Source organism: Streptomyces sp. NPDC058335 (assembly GCF_042723915.1).
Classification (GTDB): domain Bacteria; phylum Actinomycetota; class Actinomycetes; order Streptomycetales; family Streptomycetaceae; genus Streptomyces.
Genome location: NZ_JBHXHX010000009.1, coordinates 153,381 through 176,761, shown reverse-complemented (window position 1 = coordinate 176,761; position 23,381 = coordinate 153,381). Strand labels below are relative to the sequence as shown.

General features: G+C 74.1%; 15 protein-coding genes and 1 pseudogene. 8 read left to right on the top strand and 8 right to left on the bottom strand.

The genetic code is table 11. The annotated features are described in order from the left end of the window. Positions 1-7: 7 nt before the first annotated feature. Positions 8-2,035, top strand: coding sequence for a LuxR C-terminal-related transcriptional regulator (locus ACFWJX_RS19670; RefSeq protein WP_383244507.1), 2,028 nt, complete (start codon positions 8-10; stop codon positions 2,033-2,035). 23 nt (positions 2,036-2,058) lie between these two features. On the opposite strand, the gene ACFWJX_RS19665 is transcribed toward ACFWJX_RS19670, so the two are convergent. Beyond that, on the bottom strand, positions 2,059-4,623 hold the full coding sequence (locus tag ACFWJX_RS19665) for a CHAT domain-containing protein (protein ID WP_383245020.1): 2,565 nt from the start codon (positions 4,621-4,623) through the stop codon (positions 2,059-2,061). Positions 4,624-4,906: 283 nt separating this feature from the next. Here ACFWJX_RS19665 and ACFWJX_RS19660 point away from each other — a divergent pair, with 283 nt between their 5' ends. The 3 genes from ACFWJX_RS19660 to ACFWJX_RS19650 are packed head-to-tail and all read left to right on the top strand — an operon-like array spanning position 4,907 to position 7,468. Continuing rightward, positions 4,907-6,343 (top strand): S8/S53 family peptidase, encoded by a 1,437-nt coding sequence (locus ACFWJX_RS19660; RefSeq protein ID WP_383244504.1) that lies wholly within the window; start codon positions 4,907-4,909, stop codon positions 6,341-6,343. Between the two features lie 7 nt (positions 6,344-6,350). Next, positions 6,351-6,989: an RNA polymerase sigma factor gene (locus ACFWJX_RS19655; protein WP_190046573.1), complete on the top strand. Its 639-nt coding sequence runs from the start codon at positions 6,351-6,353 to the stop codon at positions 6,987-6,989. A 17-nt stretch (positions 6,990-7,006) separates the two neighbouring features. Continuing rightward, positions 7,007-7,468, top strand: coding sequence for a hypothetical protein (locus ACFWJX_RS19650; protein WP_383245017.1), 462 nt, complete (start codon positions 7,007-7,009; stop codon positions 7,466-7,468). A 344-nt stretch (positions 7,469-7,812) separates the two neighbouring features. Here the strand turns inward: ACFWJX_RS19650 and ACFWJX_RS19645 are convergent, their stop codons facing one another. The 5 genes from ACFWJX_RS19645 to ACFWJX_RS19625 form a co-directional block, all read right to left on the bottom strand. After that, positions 7,813-8,610, bottom strand: coding sequence for an N-formylglutamate amidohydrolase (locus ACFWJX_RS19645; protein WP_383244501.1), 798 nt, complete (start codon positions 8,608-8,610; stop codon positions 7,813-7,815). A 132-nt stretch (positions 8,611-8,742) separates the two neighbouring features. Continuing rightward, on the bottom strand, positions 8,743-10,962 hold the full coding sequence (locus tag ACFWJX_RS19640; RefSeq protein WP_383244498.1) for an NADP-dependent isocitrate dehydrogenase: 2,220 nt from the start codon (positions 10,960-10,962) through the stop codon (positions 8,743-8,745). Between the two features lie 164 nt (positions 10,963-11,126). Beyond that, the gene (locus tag ACFWJX_RS19635; protein WP_383244496.1) at positions 11,127-12,218 is read right to left on the bottom strand and encodes a mechanosensitive ion channel family protein; all 1,092 of its coding nucleotides are present in this window, start codon (positions 12,216-12,218) and stop codon (positions 11,127-11,129) included. Positions 12,219-12,400: 182 nt separating this feature from the next. Further along, a complete protein-coding gene (locus ACFWJX_RS19630) occupies positions 12,401-13,954 on the bottom strand; it encodes an amino acid permease (RefSeq protein WP_383244493.1) in 1,554 nt (517 codons plus the stop codon). A gap of 44 nt (positions 13,955-13,998) precedes the next feature. Beyond that, positions 13,999-14,994 (bottom strand): hypothetical protein, encoded by a 996-nt coding sequence (locus ACFWJX_RS19625; RefSeq protein WP_383244490.1) that lies wholly within the window; start codon positions 14,992-14,994, stop codon positions 13,999-14,001. A gap of 287 nt (positions 14,995-15,281) precedes the next feature. On the opposite strand from ACFWJX_RS19625, the gene ACFWJX_RS19620 reads away from it, so the two are divergent. From ACFWJX_RS19620 to ACFWJX_RS19610, 3 genes are read left to right on the top strand one after another with little or no spacing between them, the layout of a single operon-like run. Further along, a complete protein-coding gene (locus ACFWJX_RS19620) occupies positions 15,282-16,721 on the top strand; it encodes an FGGY family carbohydrate kinase (RefSeq protein WP_383244487.1) in 1,440 nt (479 codons plus the stop codon). Continuing rightward, a complete protein-coding gene (locus ACFWJX_RS19615; RefSeq protein ID WP_383244485.1) occupies positions 16,718-18,151 on the top strand; it encodes an FAD-dependent oxidoreductase in 1,434 nt (477 codons plus the stop codon). The genes ACFWJX_RS19620 and ACFWJX_RS19615 overlap by 4 nt, the downstream gene beginning before the upstream one ends. Further along, the gene (locus tag ACFWJX_RS19610; RefSeq protein WP_383244482.1) at positions 18,148-19,365 is read left to right on the top strand and encodes an NAD(P)/FAD-dependent oxidoreductase; all 1,218 of its coding nucleotides are present in this window, start codon (positions 18,148-18,150) and stop codon (positions 19,363-19,365) included. Before ACFWJX_RS19615 ends, ACFWJX_RS19610 begins: the two co-directional genes overlap by 4 nt. Here ACFWJX_RS19610 and ACFWJX_RS19605 read toward each other — a convergent pair whose 3' ends face one another. Next, the gene (locus ACFWJX_RS19605; protein ID WP_383244479.1) at positions 19,366-20,751 is read right to left on the bottom strand and encodes a hypothetical protein; all 1,386 of its coding nucleotides are present in this window, start codon (positions 20,749-20,751) and stop codon (positions 19,366-19,368) included. Between the two features lie 182 nt (positions 20,752-20,933). Beyond that, positions 20,934-21,081, bottom strand: a pseudogene (locus ACFWJX_RS19600) (TIGR00374 family protein); the annotation flags it as partial. 342 nt (positions 21,082-21,423) lie between these two features. On the opposite strand from ACFWJX_RS19600, the gene ACFWJX_RS19595 reads away from it, so the two are divergent. Beyond that, positions 21,424-23,307, top strand: a complete 1,884-nt coding sequence (locus ACFWJX_RS19595; RefSeq protein ID WP_383245014.1) for an ABC transporter ATP-binding protein — start codon at positions 21,424-21,426, stop codon at positions 23,305-23,307. The last annotated feature ends 74 nt before the right edge of the window (positions 23,308-23,381 follow it).

Here is a 23,381-nt window from a genome sequence, read left to right as displayed (position 1 = left end):
TGTAGATGTGACGACTTCCGTACGTGACGCAAGGACCCTGCGGCCGCTCCCGTCGCCGCCGTGGCCGTTCACCGGCCGGGACGGGGAACTGGAGCTTCTCCGCCGCTCGTCCGGAGCCGGCCGGGGCGGCATCGTGGTGACCGGCCCGCCCGGCTGCGGCCGTAGCCGGCTGGCCGCGGAGGCGGTGCGCGGGACGGACCGCGTGCGGGTCGCCGGAACGCCCGAGACCCGTCGCACGGCCTTCGCCGCGTTCGCCCATCTCCTGCCCGAGGGCGTCACCCTCCACCGAGCGGTCCAACTGCTCGCCGGAGTGCGGCTCTTGCTGGTCGACGACGCCCACCTGCTGGACGACGACTCCGCCGCCCTCGTCCATCAACTGGCCGTCCACGGGCGCACCCGGCTGCTGATCCTCGCCACGGACGGCGCACCCGCGCCCGGAGCCGTGGCCCGCCTCCGCTCGGGGGACCTCCTGCCGCGCCTCGCCCTGGAGCCCCTGCCCCGCGAGGACATCACCGAGTTGCTGGCCACCGCCGCCGGGGTCCCTCTGGAGCCGCTCACCGTCAACCGGCTGCAACGGCTGGCCCGGGGGGACCTCGGTCTGCTGCGTGACCTGCTGGACGCTCTGCGGGATCGGGAGGTGCTGCGCCGGGACCCGGAGGGTGAGGAGTGGAGGTGGCGCGGGCCGGTGCCGGTGACGCCCGCCCTGCGTGAGCGGGCCGCCGCCGTCCTCGGCCGGTCCTGCCCCGAGGAACGGGAGATCCTCGACCGGCTCGCCTTCGCGGAGCCGTTGCCGCTGGGGGTGGAGGGGCTGGATCCGGGGGTGCTCGAGCGGCTCGAGGTGGACGCTCTGGTGCGTGCCGACGGCGAGGACGACGCGACGGTTCGGCTCGCGCATCCGCTGCACGGTCCGCTCTTGCGGGCGGTCACGGGGCGGTTGCGGGCTCGCCGGCTGGCGGGGGACCGGGGGGCGTGGGGAGCGGCGCTGGAGGCGGAGGCGGGGGAGCTGGCGCGGCGGATCGACGGGGCGGATGTGCGCGACGGGGCTGCGCCGGTGGGGGAGTGGCTGGTGGGGGAGGCGGAGGGGGAGGTGGTGCCGGCCGGGTACGCGGCTGTGCGGGCCCGGTTCGCCCGGTTGCGGGGGGAGTCGCGGGAGGCGGTGGCCTGGGCGCGGGAGGGGTTGGCGGGGGCGCCGGGGGATGAGGGGTGTCTGTTCGAACTGGGCTGCGCGGCGGCCCAGTTGGGTGAGTCCGCCCCCGCCGCCCCTGCCCGACCGGACCTTGGGGGCTGCGCCCCCAGACCCCCCTTCGGCCCTGAACGGGCCTCGTCCGCGAACTCCCCCGGAGGGGGGACCCCCGGACGGGGTGGGTTGCCGGGACCGTCGCCGTCAGTCCCACCGAGCGGGGTACCGGGACGTTCACCTTCGCTCTCACCGAGTCGGGACGGGGGTCCCCCCGCGCGAGCGCAGCCGAGCGGGGGGGAGGGTGGGCATGGGCCGGAGGGTCCGGGGGGCGGAGCCCTCCGGACGGGAGGGCAGGGGGCGCTGCCCGGAACGCCGGACCAGCTGATCCCCTACGACGCCGTACGGCAAGCCGCCCCCGAGGGCGGGGTCTTCGCGCGGCATGCCGATGCCCTCGCCAGGGGGGACGGGCCCGGACTCGACGCCGCCGCCGCGGAGTTGGAGGAGCGCGGGTTCCTCCTGCTGGCGGCCGAGGCGCAGGCCCAGGCCGCACGACTGCACCGGGACCCCCGCGCGGCCCGCACCGCCCGTACGCGGGCCGTCGCCCTGGCCCGCCGCTGCCAGGGCGCCCGTACCCCCGCGCTGGCGGGCCTGGTGCTGGGCGAACTCACCACCCGGCAGCGTCAGATCGTCACCCTCGCGGCGGCCGGCCTCAGCAACCGGCAGATCGCCGAGCGGCTGACCCTGTCCGTGCGCACGGTCGGCAATCACCTGTACGGCGCGTACACCCGCCTCGGCGCGAGCGACAGGACGGCGCTGCCGTGGCTCGTGGAGCTGCCGGACAGCCGGACGGCCTGACCGACCCGCCGGGCGGCGGAAGTTCAGGCGGCGCCGAACGCGGTGAACGCCCACCCCGTCGCCTGGTGCGGCGCGTCCCCCGGCAGGGCGGCGCGGGCGTCGCGCAGCGCCTCCGCCAGGGACAGACCGGCACTGACCCCCTTGTGCAGGGCCAGCATCAGCGCGACCACCGCCTCGTCGTTGACGGGTGCGCTGCTCGCCACCACCCCGGCCGTACCCAGCGGCAGCAACGCCGCGACCAGGCCGAGGAGTTCGTCGGCGCCCACCGAGGCGAGGCGGGCGGTGTCGCAGCTGGAGAGGATGATCCGGTACGGGCTGCGGGCGAGGCGCTCGAAGTCGTGCACGATCAGCGGGCCGTCGGCCATCCGCAGGGACGAGAACATCGGGCTGTCGGCCCGGAAGGTGCCGTGGGCGGCGATGTGCGCGAGCGCGGCCCCGTCCAGTTCCTCCAGCACCCGCGGCACGCGCGCGTCCTCGTGTTCCAGCACCGTCGGCCTGCCGTACCGGCCCGCGACCTCGGGCACCTCGGCGCCCCCGGTCGCCAGGCCAGGCCCGCGCACCAGGACGTGCCGTCCGCCCGCCGTCGGCCGGGTCTCCCGGGCCCGCAGCCAGCTGCTCGCCGACGGCGACACGCTGAGCACCCGTTCCCGCAGCGACGGCAGCAGCGCCCACGGCACCTGATGCAGCCGGGCCGGGGGGACGACGACGACCGGGCCGGAGCCCAGACGCGCGGCGGCCTCGCCGAGCAGCAGCCCCTCCAGTCGCCGGCCGGCCGCCTCCACCACCGGCAGCCGCGCGTCCGCACCGGGATGCGCCAGCCGCCGCAGCCCCGCCTGTACGTGCTCGGCCTCGCGCTCCGCCTCGGCCACCGGCCCGCCCGCGAACCGCCGCACCCGCCCGCCCCCGCACAGCAGCACCTGCACCCGCCCGTCCAGTACGGCGATCTCGACCAGCCGTCCGTCGCCGAGCCGCTCCAGCAGCCGGCCCACGTCGAAGCGGTCGCCGTCCCCCGGGGACTCCCCGCGGATGTGCAGGGTGCGGGAGCGGATCTCCCGCTCCAGCCGGCGCTGTTCGCGCTCCAGCGTCGGCACCGGGCGGCCGTCCATCCGCGCGCCCTCCGCGCGGGCGGCGATCTCGCGGTAGGCGGTCAGCCCGCTGAGCAGCGCCGGATCGGCGGGCGGCCGGGTGGGCGGCGCCGACAGGACGGTGGCCCGCCAGCGTTCGCTCCACACCAGCAACTGCCGCGGCCCGCCCCGCTCCAGACTCACCTGCTGGGCGAGCGCCGCGAGTTCGGCACCCTGCGCGGTGGCACGGGCGCGCAGTTCGGAGGCGCCCAGGGTGGTGCGGTGGTCGTCGAGGACGTCGAGACCGCGCCGGCAGGCCTCCAGGACTCCCCGACCCGAACCGGTCGCCCGCGCCCACAGCGCCTGCGCCGCCCAGCCCGTCATCCGGGCCAGCGGCGGCCCGCTGCGCCGGCTGCGCGCGGCGACCGCCAGATAGCGTTCGGCGTCCTCGGCCCAGTGCAGGTCCAGCGCGATCCGGCCGGCCAGCAGCCAGCCCTCCGGCGCGGCGGGCGCCCCGAACGAGGACAGCCGCTCGGCGACCCGGACCGCGTCCGCGACCAGCCGCCCCGAACTCCGCCCGGTCGCCACCCGCGCCTCTGTCAGCACGAGTTGGGCGTGCGCCTCCCACCAGGTGCGCCGCTGCCCGGCGAACAGCCGCACGGCCAGTGCCGCCCGCGCGGTCGCCGTTCCCGGATCGCCCGCCAGCCGGGCCGCCCTGGCCGCGGCCAGCAGCAGTTCCGCCTTGCGGGTGGACTGCCCGCCGATCCCGTCGAGGACGGTGATGGCCGCGTCCGCCTCGGCGAGTGCCTCGGGCGCCAGCCCGGCCGCCATCAGCACCTCGCAGCGCCGGATGTCGAGCATGAAGGTGGGAGTGCCGAGCTTGGCGTACCGCTCCTCGGCCTCGTCCAGCAGCCGCAGCGCCGCCGGCACGTCCCCGGCGCGGAACGCGGCCAGCCCCCGGCTCTCCACCGCGTCGGCCTTGTCGTGCTCCTGGCCGGTGGTGTCCCACAGTGCCTCGGCCGCCGTGAAGTCGGCGTCGGCCCGGTCCACCGCGCCGAGCGCCAGGTGCACGGTGGCGCGCAGGGTGAGGGCGCGCGCGGTCCAGATGACGTCGTCCGCCTGTCGCAGCACGGTGATCGCCCGGCGCAGGTCGTCCAGGGCCTCGCGGTGATGCCCCAGGACCCACCAGGAGTAGGCCCGCCGGTACAGCACGCGCGCGCGGGTGTGCCCGGTGCCGCGCTCGATGCCCCGCTCGAACGCCGCCAGGCCCTGCCGGGTGCGGCCCGCGTGCACCAGGGCCACGCCGAGCGTGCCCAGGACGTCGGCCTCCCGCTCGGCGGAGTCGGCGCGCGCCGCCAGCGCGCGGGCGCGCCGCAGATGGTCCAGGGCGAGACGCATGTCGCCCCAGTCCCGCTGCCAGATGCCGATCACCTGGTGGGCGACCGAGGCGTGTAGGGGCGGGGGATCGGTGTGGAGCACTCCCTCCGCCCGTGCCAGGGCGTCGTTGGGGGCGGCGAACACCATGGGCAGCAGTTCCAGAACCGTGTCGTTTCCCGCTGTCACCCCACGGATGGTAGTGCTCCGGTCGCATGTCACACAGGGCTGGAGTCGTTTCAGGCCGTATCAATTGGACGTCGCGTCAACGGCACACGAACACCGCCCGGCGTACGCCCTGGGGCGCGCGGCCGCGTACGTCGAGGGCGCGCGGCCGCAACCGCACCACTCGTCCCTGTCGTCGCACCACCTGTATCAGATGAGGGTCTCGCGGCTCTGATTGAAGACCATCGGGTTCAGGGGAGGACACGCCATGGCGCCACAGCGATTCCACGAGCAGTTCGGGCAGATCCAACGCGCGCTGCCGGGTGTGCCGTTGGCGATGGGGCCGGACGACTCCGGCGAGTTCATCTACGAGAAGGGCGTCGTCCTCGCGCGCGACGGCGAGGAGGCCCAGGTCGTCGAGGACGCCGTCCGCACGCACTTCACGGCGGCGCCCGACCTCACCCCCGACCATGTGCGCCGGGCCGGACCGCAGGCCAACCGCTCCGGCATCACCCGCATCCAGGTCGCCGACCCCGGCCAGGGCGTGCCGGGCGCCGACCGCGCCGTCGCGGGAGCCCTGCGCGCCCTGCGCGGGGCCGAGGGCCGGGCGGGCCGCCGGCTGGTCAGCCGCAACCACGTGGTGTCCATCGCGGTCAACGCCTGCCCCGGCGACGAGCCGGTGCCCGCCGCCTACAACGCGCCGCCCAACCCGGCCGCGGTCCAGGCCGCCCACGACCCGGCCGGCGCCGTCGGCGTGCTCGTCGTCGACACGGGTCTGATGCACGACTACCGCTCCTACCCCCTCCTCGCCCACACCGAGGGCGACGCGCAGATCCGGGAGACCGACGAGAGCGGCGTCCTCCAGCAGTACGTCGGCCACGGCACGTTCATCGCCGGGCTGGTCGCGGCCGTCGCCCCCAACACCGACATCACCGTGCGCAACACCCTCAACGACGCCGGCGCGATCCTGGAGTACGACTTCGGCGACAAGCTGTTCGAGGCGGTCGAGGAGGGCGGCTGGCCCGACATCCTCAGCCTCTCCGCCGGCACCTCCAACGGCCGCGTCGACGGCCTCCTCGGCGTGGCCGCCTTCATGGAGGAACTGAGCGCGCGGCACACCCTCCTGGTGGCCGCCGCGGGCAACAACTCCAGCGCGACGCCGTTCTGGCCCGCCGCCTACGCCTCGCTCCCCGAGTACGCGGACGCGGTGCTGTCGGTCGGCGCGCTGCGCGGCGACGGCGAGTTCGGCGCCTGCTTCAGCAACCACGGCCCCTGGGTGCGGGTCTACGCCCCCGGCGAGCGCCTCACCAGCGCCCTCACCGGCTTCGGCAGCCCCGTCCCGTACGTGTACCAGCACTCCACCTACGACGCCTGCCGCTACGGCTTCACCTACTCCTGCACCTGCCGGTCGCCGCGGCACACCGGGGTGTTGAGCGAGGAGTCGGCGGCCACCGCGGGCAAGCCGGACCAGGTCATGTTCGAGGGGCTGGCCTCCTGGAGCGGCACCTCCTTCGCGACGCCCGTCGTCGCCGGACTGGTCGCCGCTCACATGACGGCCAACAACCTGACCGACCCGCGCGCGGCCGCCCGGGAACTGCTGGCCGCCGACGCCGAACTGGCCGAGGTGCGCGGAGCCCACGTGCCGGCGCTGCTGCCGGCCACCTGGACCCCGGTGCCCGTGGGGCAGTCGGCCGTCCCGGCATGAGGGCGTCATGAGGTCCGGGGCCGGCCCCGTCACGGCGTACGATGACTTGCCGTACACAAGGGGTGGGACCGTGGACCGTAGTGAAGTCGGCGCGCTCGTCCAGTCCGCCGTAGACGGTGACACGGCGGCCTGGAAGGCGATCGTGGAAGGGCTGAGCCCGCTGGTGTGGTCCGTCGTGCGCGCGCATCGGCTCTCCGATGCCGACGGGCACGAGGTGTACCAGACCGTGTGGTTCCGGTTCGCCCAGCACCTCGGGCGGATCCGCGAACCCGACAAGGCGGGCTCCTGGCTGGCGAGCACCGCGCGCAACGAGTGCCTGAAAGTGATCAAGAGTCTGCGGCGGCTGACACCGACCGACGATCCCCAGCTGCTCGACCGGGTCAGCGAGGAACGTACGCCGGAGCAGTCGGTGCTCGACTCGGAGGAGGCGGCCGCGCAGAGTGAGCGCGTGCGCCACCTCTGGCAGGAGTTCGAGGCGCTCGGTGAGCGCTGCCGGCAGTTGCTGCGGGTGCTGATCTCCTCGCCGCCGCCCAGTTACCAGGAGGTCTCGGCCGCGCTGGGCATCGCCGTGGGCAGCATCGGACCGATGCGCCAGCGATGCCTGCGCCGCCTGCGGGCCCGACTCGACGCACGGGGAGCCCTGTGAACCACATGGACGACGACATGGACGACGACAACGCCTACGCCGGGGAGTTCGACCACGGCGGCCTGGAGGCGGAACTCCGCGAGGCCGCCGCGATCCTCGACCCCGTACCGGCCGAGCTGCGCCTGCTGGCCGTCGAGGCCTACGCGCTGCACGACCTCGACGCGAAGATCGCCGAGCTGACCTTCGACTCGCTGGTCGACGCCATCCCGGTCAGGGGAGCCGTGGACGTACCGCGGATGCTCACCTTCCACACCGGCGGGCTGACCGTCGACGTCGAGGTGACCCCCCGCGGCATCATGGGCCAGCTGCTGCCCCCGCAGCCCGCGTCGATCGAGGTCCTCGACGGCCCCCGCGCCGGAGCGGCCCTCACCGCCGACGACATGGGCCGCTTCACCACCGAGGCCCGCCCCACCGGCCCGTTCGCCCTGCGCCTGCGCGCGGGCGGCGAGGTGGTGGTCACCGAGTGGCTGCGCGCCTGACCCACCGGACACCGCCCACCACCTGACCCCGCCGGACCCCGCGGCGGCAGGGGTGGCGGTCGTCCATGACACCGACCGAGGCCGCACCCACCCCAACGGCCCCTGCTCCAGGCCGTCCGGGCGAGCCCCACGCCCTTCCCGCAGCCGCAGCCCGCCACCTGCCGGAGGCCCACGCGCCCGCCCACGGCCCCTGCTCCCGCGCGGCGCGGGCCGCCCCGGCGAGCATTCCCCGCAGCCCGCAGCCCGCAGCCCGCAGCCCGCAGCCCGCCGCGGCGGCGGCCTCTCCCTACTCGCCCCCTCCCCGCTCACCTGCCCCCTCTCGTCCGCCGGGGGCGGGCCGCAGGTCAGCCGGAGGCCGCGTCCACCAGTTCCGCCAGTGCCTCGGCGAGGCGCGTGAGGCCCCGGCTCGCCGGGCCGCCCGGTTCGGTCATGTAGGTGTCGCGGCGGATCTCCACCATCAGCGCGGAGACCCGCGGGTCCGTCCCGTAGTGCGCCAGCGGTACGTACGTCCCGCCGAACGGGCTGTCGAGCCCCGTCTCCCCGATCGTCCCGAACGCCTTCCGCGCGGCCGCGAGCAGCTCGGGCGGGGTGTGGAAGGCGTCGGTGCCGAGGCACACCGGTGGGCGCGGGCCCTCGCCGTGCAGCTCGTAGGGCAGCGGCTCGGTGGGGTAGGAGTGCACGTCGATGATGACGGCACGGCCGACGGCCGCCAGCCGCTCGCCGACGGCGTCGGTCATCGCCGCCGCGTACGGGTGGAAGTACCGGTCGATCAGCGGTTCGGGATCGATGTCCTCGCCCCGCAGGACGCCCCGGTGCGTGGTCCGCGTGTACACCGCGCCCATCCCCACCGACAGCATCTCCTCGCGCTCGTCGGGGAACCGCTCCGGGTCGACGACCAGCCGCGACAGCCGGTTGACGAACCGCCACGGCGTCACCCCGGCCCGCCGCGCCGCCGCCTCGGCGATCTCCGCGGTGTGCGCGTCGGTGATGTGGTCCAGCTCCCGCTCCAGTGCCGGGCCGTCCAGCACGATCCCGGCCCGTACGCCCGGCGGTATCTCCCGCGCCGAGTGCGGTACGTGGAGGATCACCGGCGACTCACCGGCACCGGGCAGGACGGCGAAGGACGGTTCGGCAGGGGTCATACGAGGGCTCCCGGGGGCTGATCGGCCGCAAGCTGCACGATCAAGGTGCCACATCGCCGAACCGCCCCGACACACACCTCCGCCCCGGCCGGGCGGTGCACCGGTCGGGGCGGAGGGCCGAGCGGGTGGGCGTCAGCTCAGGGAGGCGAGCAGCTCGTTCCAGGTGGCCGACGGGCGCATCACCGCCGCCGCCTTCTCCGGGTCGGGCCGGTAGTAGCCGCCGATGTCGACCGACTGCCCCTGGACGGAGTTCAGCTCCTCGACGATCTTCTGCTCGTTCGCCGCGAGGGACTCGGCGAGCTGGGCGAAGGCCTTCGCGAGGTCGGCGTCGTCGGTCTGCCGCGCCAGCTCCTGCGCCCAGTACAGGGACAGGAAGAAGTGGCTGCCGCGGTTGTCGATGCCGCCGACGCGACGGGTCGGGGACTTGTCCTCGTTGAGGAAGGTCGCCGTGGCGCGGTCGAGCGCGTCGGCGAGGACCTTCGCGCGGGCGTTGCCCGTGAACTCGGCGTACTGCTCCAGCGACGGGACCAGCGCGAAGAACTCACCGAGGGAGTCCCAGCGCAGGTAGTTCTCCTTGACCAGCTGCTGGACGTGCTTCGGCGCGGAACCGCCGGCGCCCGTCTCGAACAGACCGCCGCCCGCCATCAGCGGGACCACCGACAGCATCTTGGCGCTGGTGCCCAGCTCCAGGATCGGGAACAGGTCGGTGAGGTAGTCGCGCAGCACGTTGCCCGTCACCGAGATCGTGTCCTCGCCGCGGCGGATGCGCTCCACCGACAACTTGGTCGCCTCGACCGGGTTCAGGATGCGGATGTCCAGACCCTCGGTGTCGTGCTCCGTCAGGTACGCCTTGACCTTGGCGATCAGGTTGGCGTCGTGGGCGCGGGTCTCGTCCAGCCAGAACACCGCCGGGCTGCCGGTGGCGCGGGCACGGGTGACGGCCAGCTTGACCCAGTCGCGGATCGGGGCGTCCTTGGTCTGGCAGGCGCGGAAGATGTCACCCTGGGCGACCGACTGCTCCAGGACGACGTTGCCGGCCTGGTCGACGAGGCGGACCGTGCCGGCGGTCTTGACCTCGAAGGTCTTGTCGTGGGAGCCGTACTCCTCGGCCTTCTGCGCCATGAGGCCGACGTTCGGGACCGAGCCCATGGTCGACGGGTCGTAGGCGCCGTTGGCGCGGCAGTCGTCGATGACGGCCTGGTAGACGCCGGAGTAGGAGGAGTCCGGCAGCACCGCGAGGGTGTCGGCCTCCTCGCCGTCCGGGCCCCACATGTGGCCGGAGGTGCGGATCATGGCCGGCATCGAGGCGTCGACGATCACGTCGGACGGCACGTGCAGGTTGGTGATGCCCTTGTCGGAGTCGACCATCGCCAGGGCCGGTCCCTCGGCCAGCTCGGCCTCGAAGGAGGCCTTGATCGCGTCGGCCTCGGGCAGGGCCTCCAGGCCCTTGAGGATGCCGCCGAGACCGTCGTTCGGGGTGAGGCCGGCGCCGGCCAGGGTCGCGCCGTACTGCTCGAAGGTCTTCGGGAAGAAGGCGCGCACCACGTGACCGAAGATGATCGGGTCGGAGACCTTCATCATCGTGGCCTTGAGGTGTACCGAGAACAGCACGTCGTCGGCCTTGGCGCGGGCGATCTGCGCGGTGAGGAACTCGCGCAGCGCGGCCACGTGCAGCACGGAGGCGTCGACGACCTCGTCCTTGAGGACCGGTACGGACTCGCGCAGGACGGTGGTGGTGCCGTCCTCGCCGACCAGCTCGATGCGCAGGGAGCCGGTCTCGGAGATCACGGTCGACTTCTCGGTGGAGCGGAAGTCGTTCTGACCCATGGTCGCGACGTTGGTCTTGGACTCCGACGTCCAGGCGCCCATGCGGTGCGGGTGGGTCTTGGCGTAGTTCTTGACCGACGCGGGGGCGCGGCGGTCGGAGTTGCCCTCGCGCAGGACCGGGTTCACGGCCGAGCCCTTGACCTTGTCGTAGCGGGACTGGATGTCCCGCTCCTCGTCGGTCTTCGGGTCGTCCGGGTAGGCCGGCAGCGCGTAGCCCTGCGCCTGAAGCTCGGCGATCGCGGCCTTGAGCTGCGGGATCGACGCCGAGACGTTCGGCAGCTTGACGATGTTCGCCTCGGGCGTCTTCGCCAGCTCGCCCAGTTCGTGCAGGTCGTCCGCGATCCGCTGGTCCTCGGTGAGGTACTCCGGGAAGACGGCGATGATGCGCCCGGACAGCGAGATGTCCCGCGTCTCCACGGAGACACCGGCCTGCGAGGCGTACGCCTGGACCACCGGCAGGAAGGAATACGTTGCCAGGGCCGGGGCCTCGTCAGTGTGCGTATAGATGATGGTCGAGTCAGTCACCGGGTGCTCCGCTCCACGTCTGCAACATTGCTCGACATCAAGATATCTCGTGGCCGACCCGGACTCGACAGGACCCCACGGCGGGACCCGCGGCGGCCGGTCCCGGGCCGGACCGGCCGCCGCGAGCGGAATCCCGCTCAAGGGATCAGCGGTGCGTGAGGGGATCAGTCGTGCAGGGCCGCCGGCGGCGCCAGGTCGTCGCCCGTGCGCTGCTGCGGGATGACCACCGTGCCCTGCTGGAGGGCCACGGTCCGGGCGGGCGCGGGGATGCGGATGCCCTCGTCCTGGTAGCGGCGGTGCAGGCGCTTGATGAACTCGTGCTTGATCCGGAACTGGTCGCTGAACTCGCCGACGCCCAGGATCACCGTGAAGCCGATCCGGGAGTCGCCGAAGGTGTGGAAGCGGACCAGCGGCTCATGGTCCGGCACGGCGCCGGTGATCTCCGTCATCACCTCGGTGACGACCTCGCAGGTGACCCGCTCGACGTGCTCCAGGTCGCTGTCGTAGGCCACGCCCGCCTGCACCAGGATGGTCAGCTGCTGCTCGGGACGCATGAAGTTGGTCATGTTCGACTTGGCGAGCTGCCCGTTGGGGATCACGACCAGGTTGTTGGAGAGGGCGCGCACGGTCGTCTGCCGCCAGTTGATGTCCTCGACATAGCCCTCCTCGCCGCTGCTGAGCCGGATGTAGTCGCCGCGCTGGACGGTCTTGGAGGCGAGGATGTGGATGCCCGCGAAGAGGTTGGCGAGGGTGTCCTGGAGGGCCAGCGCGACGGCCAGACCGCCGACACCGAGGGCGGTCAGCATCGGCGCTATGGAGACGCCGAGGCTCTGGAGCGCGACCAGGAAGCCGAGCGCCAGGACCAGCACCCGTGTGATGTTGACGAAGATCGTGGCGGAGCCGGCGACGCCGGAGCGGGAGTGGGTGACGCTCTGCACCAGCCCGGCGATCACCCGGGCCGCCGACACCGTCACCGCGAAGATCAGCAGGACGGTCAGGCTCTGGTTGACGGTGTGCTGGACCGGCTTGGTCAGTGGCAGTACGGCCGCCGCGGCCGCCCCGCCGGCCACCAGTGCCGCCCACGGCACGACCGTGCGCAGCGCGTCCACGACGACGTCGTCGCCGCTCCACTTGGTGCGCTTGGCGTGCTTGCCCAGCCAGCGCAGCAGCGTCCGTGACAGGAACGCCACCAACAGGCCGGTGGCCAGGGCGATTCCGGCCAGGACGACGTCGTCGAGGGTCAGCGCGCGGTTCACCGGTCGCCTCCGGAGGGACGGTCGGCGGCGAGGGGGGTCGCCGACGGCCGGATGTGAAGTGTCGTCACGTGGTCACCTGCTCGATTCCGGGAAGTGCGAAGTGCGGTCGCGTCCGTCGCGTACGCGGACGCGACCGCTCATCCTGCCGTACGCGGAACGACAGTTCGTACCCGGCGACCGGCTCAGACGATGCCTTCGGCCAGCTCCGCCTGCTCCTGGTCCGAGCCGTACGCCGCGGCCGTGGGCGTGCCGTAGGAACGGCGGGCCACGAACCACCACACCGTGGCCAGGACCAGCACGACGGCGAGGGCGAGGGAGGCGTAGTTCATCGTGTCCGCCGTCACCGGTGAGGACTGCGGCAGGCAGAACAGCACCGTCACACAGGCCACCCACACCACGGCGATCCAGCCGATCGGCCTGCTCCAGCGGCCCAGGCTCCAGGGACCTGGCCGGAAACGGTCCCCGGCGCGCAGACGCAGCAGGATGGGGATGGCGTACGCGGGCGTGATGCCGATGACGTTGATCGCGGTGACCGCGCCGTAGGCGGTCGCGGAGTACAGCGAGGGCACGGCGAGGAGGCAGGCGACCACGACCGACAGCCAGACGGCGGGGACCGGCGTCTGGGTGCGGGCGCTGACCTTGCGCCACAGGTGCGAGCCCGGCAGGGCGCCGTCCCGGCTGAACGCGAACACCATCCGGCTGGCCGCGGCGACCTCGGCGTTGCCGCAGAACAGCTGGGCCACGATCACGACGAGCAGCAGCGCGCCGGCCCCGTCCGTGCCGAGCCCGTCCAGGAGGATCTGCGCGGGCGGTACGCCGGTCTCGGTGGCGCGGGTGGCGTCGTAGTCCTGGATGGCGAAGGTGAGGCCCGCGAGGAGGACGAAGCCCGCTATCCAGGACACCCAGATGGAGCGGACGATGCCGCGCGCCGCCGACACCGACGCGTTGGCGGTCTCCTCCGACAGGTGCGCGGAGGCGTCGTAGCCGGAGAACGTGTACTGGGCGAGGAGCAGGCCGATCGCCGCCACGTACAGCGGGTTCTCCCAGCCGGTGTCGTTGACGAACTCGCCGAAGACGAAGGACGGCGACTGGTGGTGGTCGGGGACGATCGCCAGCGCGCCGACGATGAGCGCGACGCCCGCCAGGTGCCACCAGACGGAGATCGAGTTCAGGACGCTGACGAGGCGGACGCCGAACAGGTTCAGCACGGCGTGCAGCAGCAGGATCGCCATGAAGATCAGCATCGTCTTCTCCGGCGTCGGCTCGAAGCCCCACTGGAGATTGGCGAACGCGCCCGCGAACAGGGCGGCGCCGTAGTCGATGCCGGCGATCGCGCCGAGCAGTCCGAGCAGGTTCAGCCAGCCCGTGTACCAGCCCCAGCGACGCCCGCCGAGCCGGTCCGCCATGTAGTAGAGGGCACCGGACGTCGGGTACGCGCTGGTGACCTCGGCCAGCGCCAGCCCCACGCACAGCACGAACAGGCCGACCCCGGCCCAGCCCCACAGCATCACGGCGGGCCCGCCCGCGCCCATGCCGAAGCCGTACAGCGTCATGCAGCCGGAGAGGATCGAGATGACGGAGAAGCTGATCGCGAAGTTGCCGAAGCCGCCCATACGGCGGGCCAGCACGGGCCGGTAGCCCAGCTCGCGCAGCCGCTGCTCCTCGTCCGGCCGGGGCACGGAGGTGGGGACCGCTGGTTCGGGCGCGGGGACCGGTGGTTCGGACGTGCTGGACATGCGGAGGCCTCCGAAGGGGTCGGGTGAGGGGGGATGACTGTGTGTCAGCCGTCCGTGGACGGCGCGGCCGAACGGCTCCGGGTGCGGGCCTGGAGGAACACCTGCGCGGCCTGGGCGTGGTCGCCGGGCACGGCGGTGCGGTACGCCCAGGGCAGGGGCGTGCGATAGGGGCCGATCGCGTCGAACACCCGGGCCGCGTCGGCGAATCGGTGCGCTCCCCACAGGGCGTGGGCGAGATGGTTCAGGTCGAGCGGGGAGCGTTCGGCGGCGGCACCGTTCTCGAACCAGGCCGTGTGCGCGTGCACCGCCTCACGGGCGGCGTCCTCGGCCACCCAGTGCAGGTCGAGAGCGGCCTCCCGCCCGCCGCCGCGCCGGTATCGCTCGACCCGGACGTACAGCGGCAGGACGTGCAGCGCGGAACCGGGCGGGGCGTCCTCGGCGGCCAGGTGGGCGAAACCGGCCGCCTCCGCGAGCCGGCCGGACGCGGACCGCGCGTACAGGAACTGGAGCATGCGGTGGTGGGCCTCGCGGTTGTGCGGGTCGCGCTTGACGGCCTCCTCCAGCAGCCCCCACGGGCCGGGCGGCAGGGTAGGGTCCGGCGGCGGCGCCCGGTGCTCCTCCCACGACTGCTCGCGGTCCAGCTGGGCCAGGGCCAGCAGACACACCCACGGCACCGGATCCTGCGGGGCGACGCGGGCGGCGCCCTGGCTCATGTCCCAGGCCTCGATCCACAGTTCGTGCGTACGGCGGTGCCGCTCGCGGTGCGCCCGCAGTGCCCGCTCGACGGCGACCCGGGCCCGCATCACGGCGGCCGGCACGCTGTCCGGCTCCTCGGCGAGCCAGGCCCGGATCACATCGGTGCCGGCCGCTTGCGCGGCGAGTACCTGGGTGCGCCGTGTCCACTGCCACCAGTGCGTGGTGCGCTCCAGCAGGGTCCGCATCGACAGCCAGCGGCCGGTGCGCACCTCCTGGAGGGCGGCCCGCAGTTCGCCGTCGTGGCCCGCGGGGTCGTAGGCGGGGCGTGCTCCGTCTCTGGCCATCAGCCGCTCGCCCCCGGCCGGGGATCGGGCGGGACGGCAGGGTGGAGTAACAACAGCCCTCCTCGGGGCGGCGGATGAGGAGATCGCCTGGGTTCGGCGGTCACTATAGGGCCGGCAGTTGGCCCTCGCGTCAGCTTTCCGGTCGATCCGACTGGGCTTGTCGATACTGCAATTGACCGGTGATCAGCCGGTGTCCGAGTGGCCGGATCGGCGGAGGTGGGGGCCTCTTGACGGGGCGGCCCGTCCGGCGGCAGGCTGAGCCCGCCGATCACCGAGGGAGGGGCGTGATGACGGGTCCGGTACTCGCCGTCGACCAGGGCACGTCCGGCACCAAGGCCCTGGTGATCTGCCCCGAACGCGGTGTCCTGGGCACCGGCTTCGCGGTCGTACGCCCTCGCCATCTGCCCGGCGGTCTCGTCGAGGCCGACCCGGCCGAGCTGTACGCGTCGGTGCTGGACGCCGGCCGGCGCGCGCTCACCGAGGCCGGTGAGCGCGTCGTGGCGCTCGGCCTCGCCAACCAGGGCGAGACCGTCCTCGCCTGGGAACCGGCGACCGGCCGGCCGCTCACCGACGCCCTGGTCTGGCAGGACCGCCGCGCCGAGACCGTCTGCGCCGAACTCACGCCGCACGCCGATGAGTTGCGGGAGCTGACCGGCCTGCCCGTCGATCCGTACTTCGCCGCCCCAAAAATGGCCTGGATCCGCCGTCACCTCACCGCCGAGGGAGTCGTCACCACCAGCGACGCCTGGCTCGCCCACCGCCTCACCGGCGCCTACGTCACCGACGCGGCGACCGCCGGCCGCACCCAGCTCCTCGACCTCGACCGGGTGACCTGGTCGCCGCGCGCCCTCGACCTGTACGGCCTGTCGGCGGAGCGGCTCCCCGAGATCGTCGACAACGCCCAACCGGTGGGCACGACAAGCGTGTTCGGGTACGAGATGCCGCTCACCGGCCTCGCCGTCGACCAGCAGGCCGCCCTGCTCGCCCAGCGGGTCACCGCACCCGGTACCGCCAAGTGCACCTACGGCACGGGCGCGTTCCTCCTCGCCCCGACCGGCGGCACCCCCCGGCGCGGCACCTCCGGGCTCGTCAGCTGCGTCGCCTGGCGGCTCGCCGGACGCGCCGAGTACTGCCTGGACGGGCAGGTGTACACGGCCGCCTCCGCCGTACGCTGGCTCACCGACCTCGGCGTCATCGCGGGCGCCGCCGACCTCGACACCGTCGGCGCGGCCGTCCCCGACAGCGGCGGCGTCACCTTCGTCCCGGCCCTCGCGGGACTCGCCGCCCCCTGGTGGCGCGGCGACCTGCGCGGCTCCCTCACCGGACTCGGCCTGGACACCACCCCCGGACACCTGGTGCGCGCCCTGTGCGAGGGCCTGGCCGCGCAGGTCGTGGAGCTGGCCGAGGCCGCGGCGGCCGACCTGGGCACCCCCGTGACCGTGCTGCGTGTCGACGGCGGCCTGACCCGCTCCGCCCTCCTCATGCAGACCCAGGCCGACCTGCTGCAACGCCCGGTCGAGGTGTCCGCCCTGCCCGACGCGACCGCCCTGGGCGTGGGCGCCCTGGCCCGCCTCGGCGCCGCTCCCGGCACGCCCCTGGCCGAAGCGCTCCCCGAGGGGAAGCCGTCGGCGGTGTACGAGCCCCGCGTCTCGGCCGGCGAGGCGGCGGACCGCCTGGGCCGCTTCCGCGCCGCGGTGACGGCCCTGCTGGACGGCCCCCCGGCATGACGGTGACCGCCGAAGGGCCGCTGCCGTCAGCCCCGTACGACGTCGTGATCGTCGGCGCCGGGGTCGTCGGCTGCGCCGTCGCCCGCGAACTGGCCCGCCGGCCCCGCCTGAGGGTGGCCCTCGTGGAGGCCCAGGACGACATCGGCCAGGGCACCTCGAAGGCCAACACCGCGATCCTGCACACCGGATTCGACGCGGTGCCCGGCTCGCTGGAGGCGCGGCTCGTCCGCGAGGGCGCACGCCTGCTCACCGCGTACGCCGCCGAGTCCGGCATCCCCGTCGACCCGGTCGGCGCGCTCCTCGTGGCCTGGGACGAGGAGCAGCTCGCCGCCCTGCCCCGCCTCGCGGAGAAGGCGGAACGCAATGAGTACCGGGACGCCCGCCTCCTCGGTCCCGCCGAACTCCACGAGCACGAACCGCACTTGGGGCCCGGCGCCCTCGGCGCTCTGCACGTGCCCGGCGAAAGCGTCATCTGTCCGTGGACGACCCCGCTGGCGTACGCCACCCAGGCCGTCCACCACGGAGTGGACCTCCACCTCGACTCCCCTGTCGTGCAGGTGAGTCGACGCGAAGGCACGCACACGCTGGTCACCGGCCGGGGCACCCTGCGCGCCCGCCGCATCGTCAACGCGGCCGGACTGCACGCCGACACCCTCGACCGGCGCCTCGGCCACGACGACTTCACCGTGACCCCGCGCCGCGGCCAGCTCATCGTCTTCGACACCTTCGCCCGCGACCTCGTCCGCCACATCCTGCTGCCCGTCCCCACCGCCCTCGGCAAGGGCGTCCTCGTCGCCCCCACCGTGTACGGCAACGTCCTCCTCGGCCCCACCGCCGAGGACCTCGACGACAAACGGGCCACCGAATCCACCGCCGAGGGCCTCGCCGCCCTGCGCGCCCAGGGCGCCCGCATCCTGCCCGCCCTCCTCGACGAGGAGGTCACCGCCGTCTACGCCGGCCTGCGCGCCGCCACCGAGTACGAGGACTACCGCATCACCGCGCACCCCGACGACGGATCCGTCACCGTCGGCGGCATCCGCTCCACCGGCCTCACCGCGTCCCTCGCCATCGCCGCCCACGTCACCGCCCTGCTGGCCGACGAGACCGGCCTCGACCTGGGCCCCGCCCGAGCCCTGGAACCGGTGCGGATGCGCGCCCCCCGCCCGAGCGCCGACCGCATCGCAGTCGACCGCATCGCCGCGGATCCCGAGTACGGCACCCTCGTCTGCCACTGCGAGCACGTCTCCCGCGGCGACATCCGCGACGCCCTCGCGGGACCGATCCCGCCCCGCACCCTCGAGGGCCTGCGCCGCCGCACCCGCGCCCGTGCGGGCCGCTGTCAGGGCACGTACTGCGGACCCGCAGTACGGGCCCTCCTGGCGGAGGCGCCTGCCCCGCCGGCCCTGCCGGGGAAGGAGACGCGGGCATGACGGCCGCACGCGAGGTCGACGTCCTGATCGTCGGCGCGGGCCCCGCCGGGCTCGCGGTCGCCGCCCGCCTCGCCGCGGCAGGTGTCGGCCGGGTCGAGGTACTGGACCGGGAACCGGAACCCGGTGGAGTACCCCGCCACTGCGCGCACGGCGGCTACGGCACCCTCCTGCGCCCCCTGACCGGTCCGGCGTACGCCCGCCTCCTGGTCACCGAAGCCCGGCAGGCGGGTGCCACCGTCCGCCCCGGCGTCACCGCCCTCGACTGGGCCGGCCCGCTGTCCCTGCACACCGTGAGCCCCGACGGCCCCGAAACGCTCACCGCACGCGCGGTCGTCCTCGCCACCGGCGCCCGTGAACGTCCGCGCGCCGCCCGCCTGGTGCCCGGCACCCGCCCGGCGGGCGTCCGCACCACGGGCGAACTCCAGCGGGCCGTCCATCTCCATGGGCAGCACATCGGTACGCGTGCGGTGGTCGTCGGCGCCGAGGACGTCTCCTACGCGGCGGCCGACACCGTACGGGCCGCGGGTGCCACGGTGGTGGCGATGCTCACGGAGCAGACCCGCCCGCAGACCGCTCCGGCACGCGCCGCCGACTTCCGCCTGCGTCACGGCGTTCCGCTCCTCACCGGCACCACGGTCGTCGAACTCCTCGGCCACGGCCGCCTGTCGGGTGTGCGCGTCCGGCACCGCGACGGCCGGACGGCCGTACTGCCCTGCGACACCGTCGTGTTCACCGGCGACTTCGTCCCCGACCACGAACTGGCCCGCCGCGCCCGCCTGGTACTCGACCCCGGCACCCGCGGCCCCGCCGTGGACGGCACCCTGCGCACCTCGCGTCCGGGCGTCTTCGCGGCCGGCAGCCTGCTGCACCCCGTGGAGAGCGCGGCCACCGCGGCCCGCGAGGCCGTCCACGCGGCCGGCGCCGTCCTGGCCCACCTCAAAGGCGCCGAACTCCCGCCCGGCGTCCCCCTGTCGGTGGCCCCGCCCCTGCGCTGGATCGCCCCGAACCGCGTCACCCCGTCCGACCGGCTCCCGTACGTCCTGCGCACGACGACGGAACTCACCCGCCCGGTCCTGTACGTCATCCAGAACGGCCGTGTCCTGCACCGCGAGCGGCTGCGCACCGCGCAGCCGAACCGCACCCTGCGCCTGCCCGCCCACTGGACCCACCGGGTCGACCCCGGCGCCGGGCCGGTCCGGGTGACGGCGAGCTGATCAGCCGGGGACGCCCGCCCGGTCCAGCAGCGCGGTCATCTCGGCGACCGGCAGGAGCGGGTTGGCGGCGGCGGCAGCGCCCGCCCGAGGGTCGTCCAGCAGCTCGACGAGCCGCCCCACCGGCAGCCTGCCGTCCCATGCCGCCGCCGCGCGGACGGACCCGTCCGGGTCCCGGCTCAGCCGCTCCACCAGCACGGGCGTCGCCGCGGGGTCGCGCAGCGCGAGGGCGCGCTCCCGCGGATCCGCCGCGTCGGCGAACCGCTCCGCGAGCCCGGCCGAGGGGAACCCGGGCCGCGCGACCAGCATGCCGGCGGCCCGGTGCGATCCGTGCAGATACAGGTCGAGCAGCAGCTCCGGCGGCGCCTTCGGATGCCGCTCGGCGAGCAGCAGCCGTACGGCGAAGTCCTCGTCGTCCGCCAGGAGTTCGACGCAGTCGTCCGGCAGCTCGGCGCACACCGCGGCACTGCGGCGCAGCCAGGTGTGGGCCGAGCGGGCGCACCGGCGCAGCAACTCCCCGTCCGCACGGCCCCGCCACACCCACACCAGCGGCTCCAGCCGGTCCTCCGGCGCCACCTGCCAGTCGATCGCCGCGCGTTGCTCCTCCGTGAGTTCGGGACGGGCGGACACGGCGACGCGTACGGCCGGATCCTCGTGCCCGGCCAGCGTGGCCGCCAGGTCGGCGGGGAACGTGGGGTTGCCCACGAGCTGCGAGAGATGCGTGCCCTCGGCGAGCAGGCGTTCGGCGAGGCCGCGCTCCAGCCTGCCGTGGGCGAGGACCTCCCACAGCCAGAAGTGGTCGGCGCGCGTCTCGACCAGCCAGGCGGTGCGTTCCTCGTCGTCCGCCATGACCTGGAGCGCCGCCTCCCTGCGCACCTCCGGGTCCGCATCGTCGAGCAGGGCCGCGCGCACCTCCGGCGCCAGCTCCTCCCAGACCCTGCGGCAGGCCGCGCGCCGGAGGAACGGGTCCTCGTGGGTGGCGAGCGGCAGCAGGACGTGGGCGGGCGTGGAGGGCGCGTTCGCCGTCTCGTAGCGGACGTTGGTGTCGTCGTGGGCCAGCAGCCGCGCGTACGTCGGGTCGGGGAGCGGTGGCGCGGTCGTGCCGTACGGGGTCGGGCCGCAGGCCACGAGGATCGCGTCCGAGGCCGGACCGTCCAGGAGACGGGCGCGCAGCGCGGGATCGGCGCCCGCGCTTTCCGCCAGCGCGGACCGCACCCGCCGGTCGGGATGCGCGAGGAGAGCCTCCGCCACCTCGTCGGGCACCGACGCGCGCCAGGTCAGCCGGGCCACCGTGTACCAGTCGTAGTCGAGCTTCAGCAGCCGCAGGAGGACCGAGGCCGGAGCGGCGGGGTTGCTCGCCAGGCCGGGTACCACATCAAGTGCCGTCATGGAAACCGTTCCCCCGTCGTCGTGCTGAGGGGACAGTGTGCCCGACGGGGTGGGTGTGGGGCACGGTGGCGCAGAGGGGCCGTATCTCGGATCACGCGCCGAGTCCGCCCCTCAGTCAGTGGGGGCGGCCCCGCAGACACCGCGGAGGCGGCCCCTCGGATCACCGCGGAGTCCGCCCCTCGGATCACCTTCCACCGCACCTGCACCCTCAGTGTCACCGCCCCCGGCACCATCGGGAGCCAGACCGTGATGACGCGGTAGGCGAGGACGACCGCCGTGGCGACCGCCACCGGACCGCCCGCCCGCCACCAGGGCCACGATCAGCGCCGCCGCGGCCGGCAGCCACGGCCACCGGGCGGTCCGCAGCTGCCCGAGGCCTTCGGCGAGAACCGGCCAATTGCGGACCGCGACGACGCCGACGAGGACGAGCGGGAGCAGGCAGATCATCCGGCGGACCGGAAGGCGCCGCGGGAGCCGGACCCTCGGGAAAGGGCCCTGAGGGGGCGGTTTTGTGGGAAGAGGACCTCGGGGAAGGTGAACGGCTGTCACACCGGGAGAGCTTCTCCGGGTCACGCCGACGCCGGGTGGCCGCAGCGTCGACGGTGGCCGGGAAGCGCAGATCGTCATGTTGACCTCAACCTTGGTCGAGGTCCTACGGTCCTCTGCATGAGCATGGAGACCACGGCCTGGACGCAGCTGTACAGCGTCATGAACGCCCGGCACGAACGCCGCCCCTTCCACCGCGCGACGCTGCGCCGCATCGGCGCCTTCGCCCGCCCGCACCGCCGCCGTATAGCCGCCTTCGTCCTGATCGGCGTGGTGACCGCGCTGTTCGCCGTGGCCACCCCCGTCCTCGCGGGCAAGGTCGTCAACACGATCGTGTCGCAGCACGGCGAGTCCGCGACCGTCGTGCGGCTGGCGCTGCTCATCGCGCTGATCGCCGTGCTGGAGGCGGTGTTCGGCATCCTGGGCCGCAGACTCTCGGCGACGCTGGGGGAGGGGCTCATCCTCGATCTGCGCACGACGGTGTTCGATCACGTGCAGCGGATGCCGGTCGCGTTCTTCACCCGCACCCGTACCGGCGCGCTCGTCTCCCGGCTCAACAACGACGTGATCGGCGCCCAGCGCGCCTTCAGCAACACCCTGTCCGGCGTCGTCAGCAACCTGGTCACGCTGGTCCTCACCCTCGCCGTCATGCTCACCCTGTCCTGGCAGATCACCCTGCTCGCGCTCGTCCTGCTGCCGGTGTTCGTGGTGCCCGCCCGCCGCATGGGCCGCCGGATGGCGGAGATGCAGCGCGAGGCGGCCACGCTGAACGCGGTGATGGGCACCCGTATGACGGAACGCTTCTCCGCGCCCGGCGCCACCCTGGTGAAACTGTTCGGCCGCCCCGAGCAGGAGTCCGCCGAGTTCGCCGCGCGCGCCGCCCAGGTCCGCGACATCGGCGTCCGCACCGCCACCGCCCAGTCGGTGTTCATCACCGCCCTCACCCTGGTCTCGGCCCTGGCCCTCGCCCTCGTCTACGGCCTCGGCGGCCGGCTCGCCCTGGACGGCACCCTGGACCCGGGCGCCGTGGTCGCCCTCGCCCTGCTCCTGACCCGCCTCTACGCCCCCCTCACCGCGCTCGCCGGGGCACGCGTGGAGGTGATGAGCGCGCTGGTCAGCTTCGAGCGCGTCTTCGAGGTGCTCGACCTGAAGCCGCTCATCGAGGAGAAGCCCGACCCCCGCGAGGTGCCCGAGGGCCCGGTCTCCGTCGAGTTCGACGACGTCCGCTTCGGCTACCCGTCCGCCGACAAGGTCTCCCTCGCCTCCCTGGAGGAGGTCGCCGCCCTCGACACCCGCGACGGCGCCGAGGTCCTGCACGGCGTCTCCTTCCGCGCCGAACCCGGCCAGACCGTCGCCCTCGTCGGCTCCTCCGGCGCCGGCAAGTCGACGATCGCCCAGCTGCTGCCCCGCCTCTACGACGTCGACGAGGGTGCCGTCCGCATCGGCGGGGTCGACGTCCGCGACCTGAGCGCCCCCTCCCTGCGGGCGACGCTCGGCATGGTCACCCAGGACGGCCACCTCTTCCACGACACCGTCCGCGCCAACCTCCTCCTCGCCGCCCCCGAGGCCACCGAGGACGCACTCTGGGACGCCCTGCGCCGCTCCCGCCTCGACGACCTGGTCCGCTCCCTGCCAGACGGCCTCGACACGGTGGTCGGCGAACGCGGGTACCGCCTGTCCGGCGGAGAACGCCAGCGCATGACCATCGCCCGCCTGCTGCTGGCCCACCAGCGCATCGTCATCCTCGACGAGGCCACCGCCCATCTCGACAACACCTCCGAGGCGGCCGTCCAGGAGGCGCTCACCGAGGCGCTCCAGGGCCGTACCGCCGTCGTCATCGCGCACCGCCTCTCCACGGTGCGGGCGGCCGACCTGATCCTGGTCGTGGAGTCCGGCCGGATCGTGGAACGCGGGACGCACGAGGGGCTGTTGGCGAAGGAGGGCCGGTACGCGGAGCTGTACCGCACCCAGTTCGAGAAGCCGGGGACGCAGGTGCCGACCCCGGCGTGAGGCAGCGCGGGCCGGGACGGAGGAGTGGGCAGGACCTCGGGCGGACGGCGGGGCGCGGACGGCGTGGGGCGGGC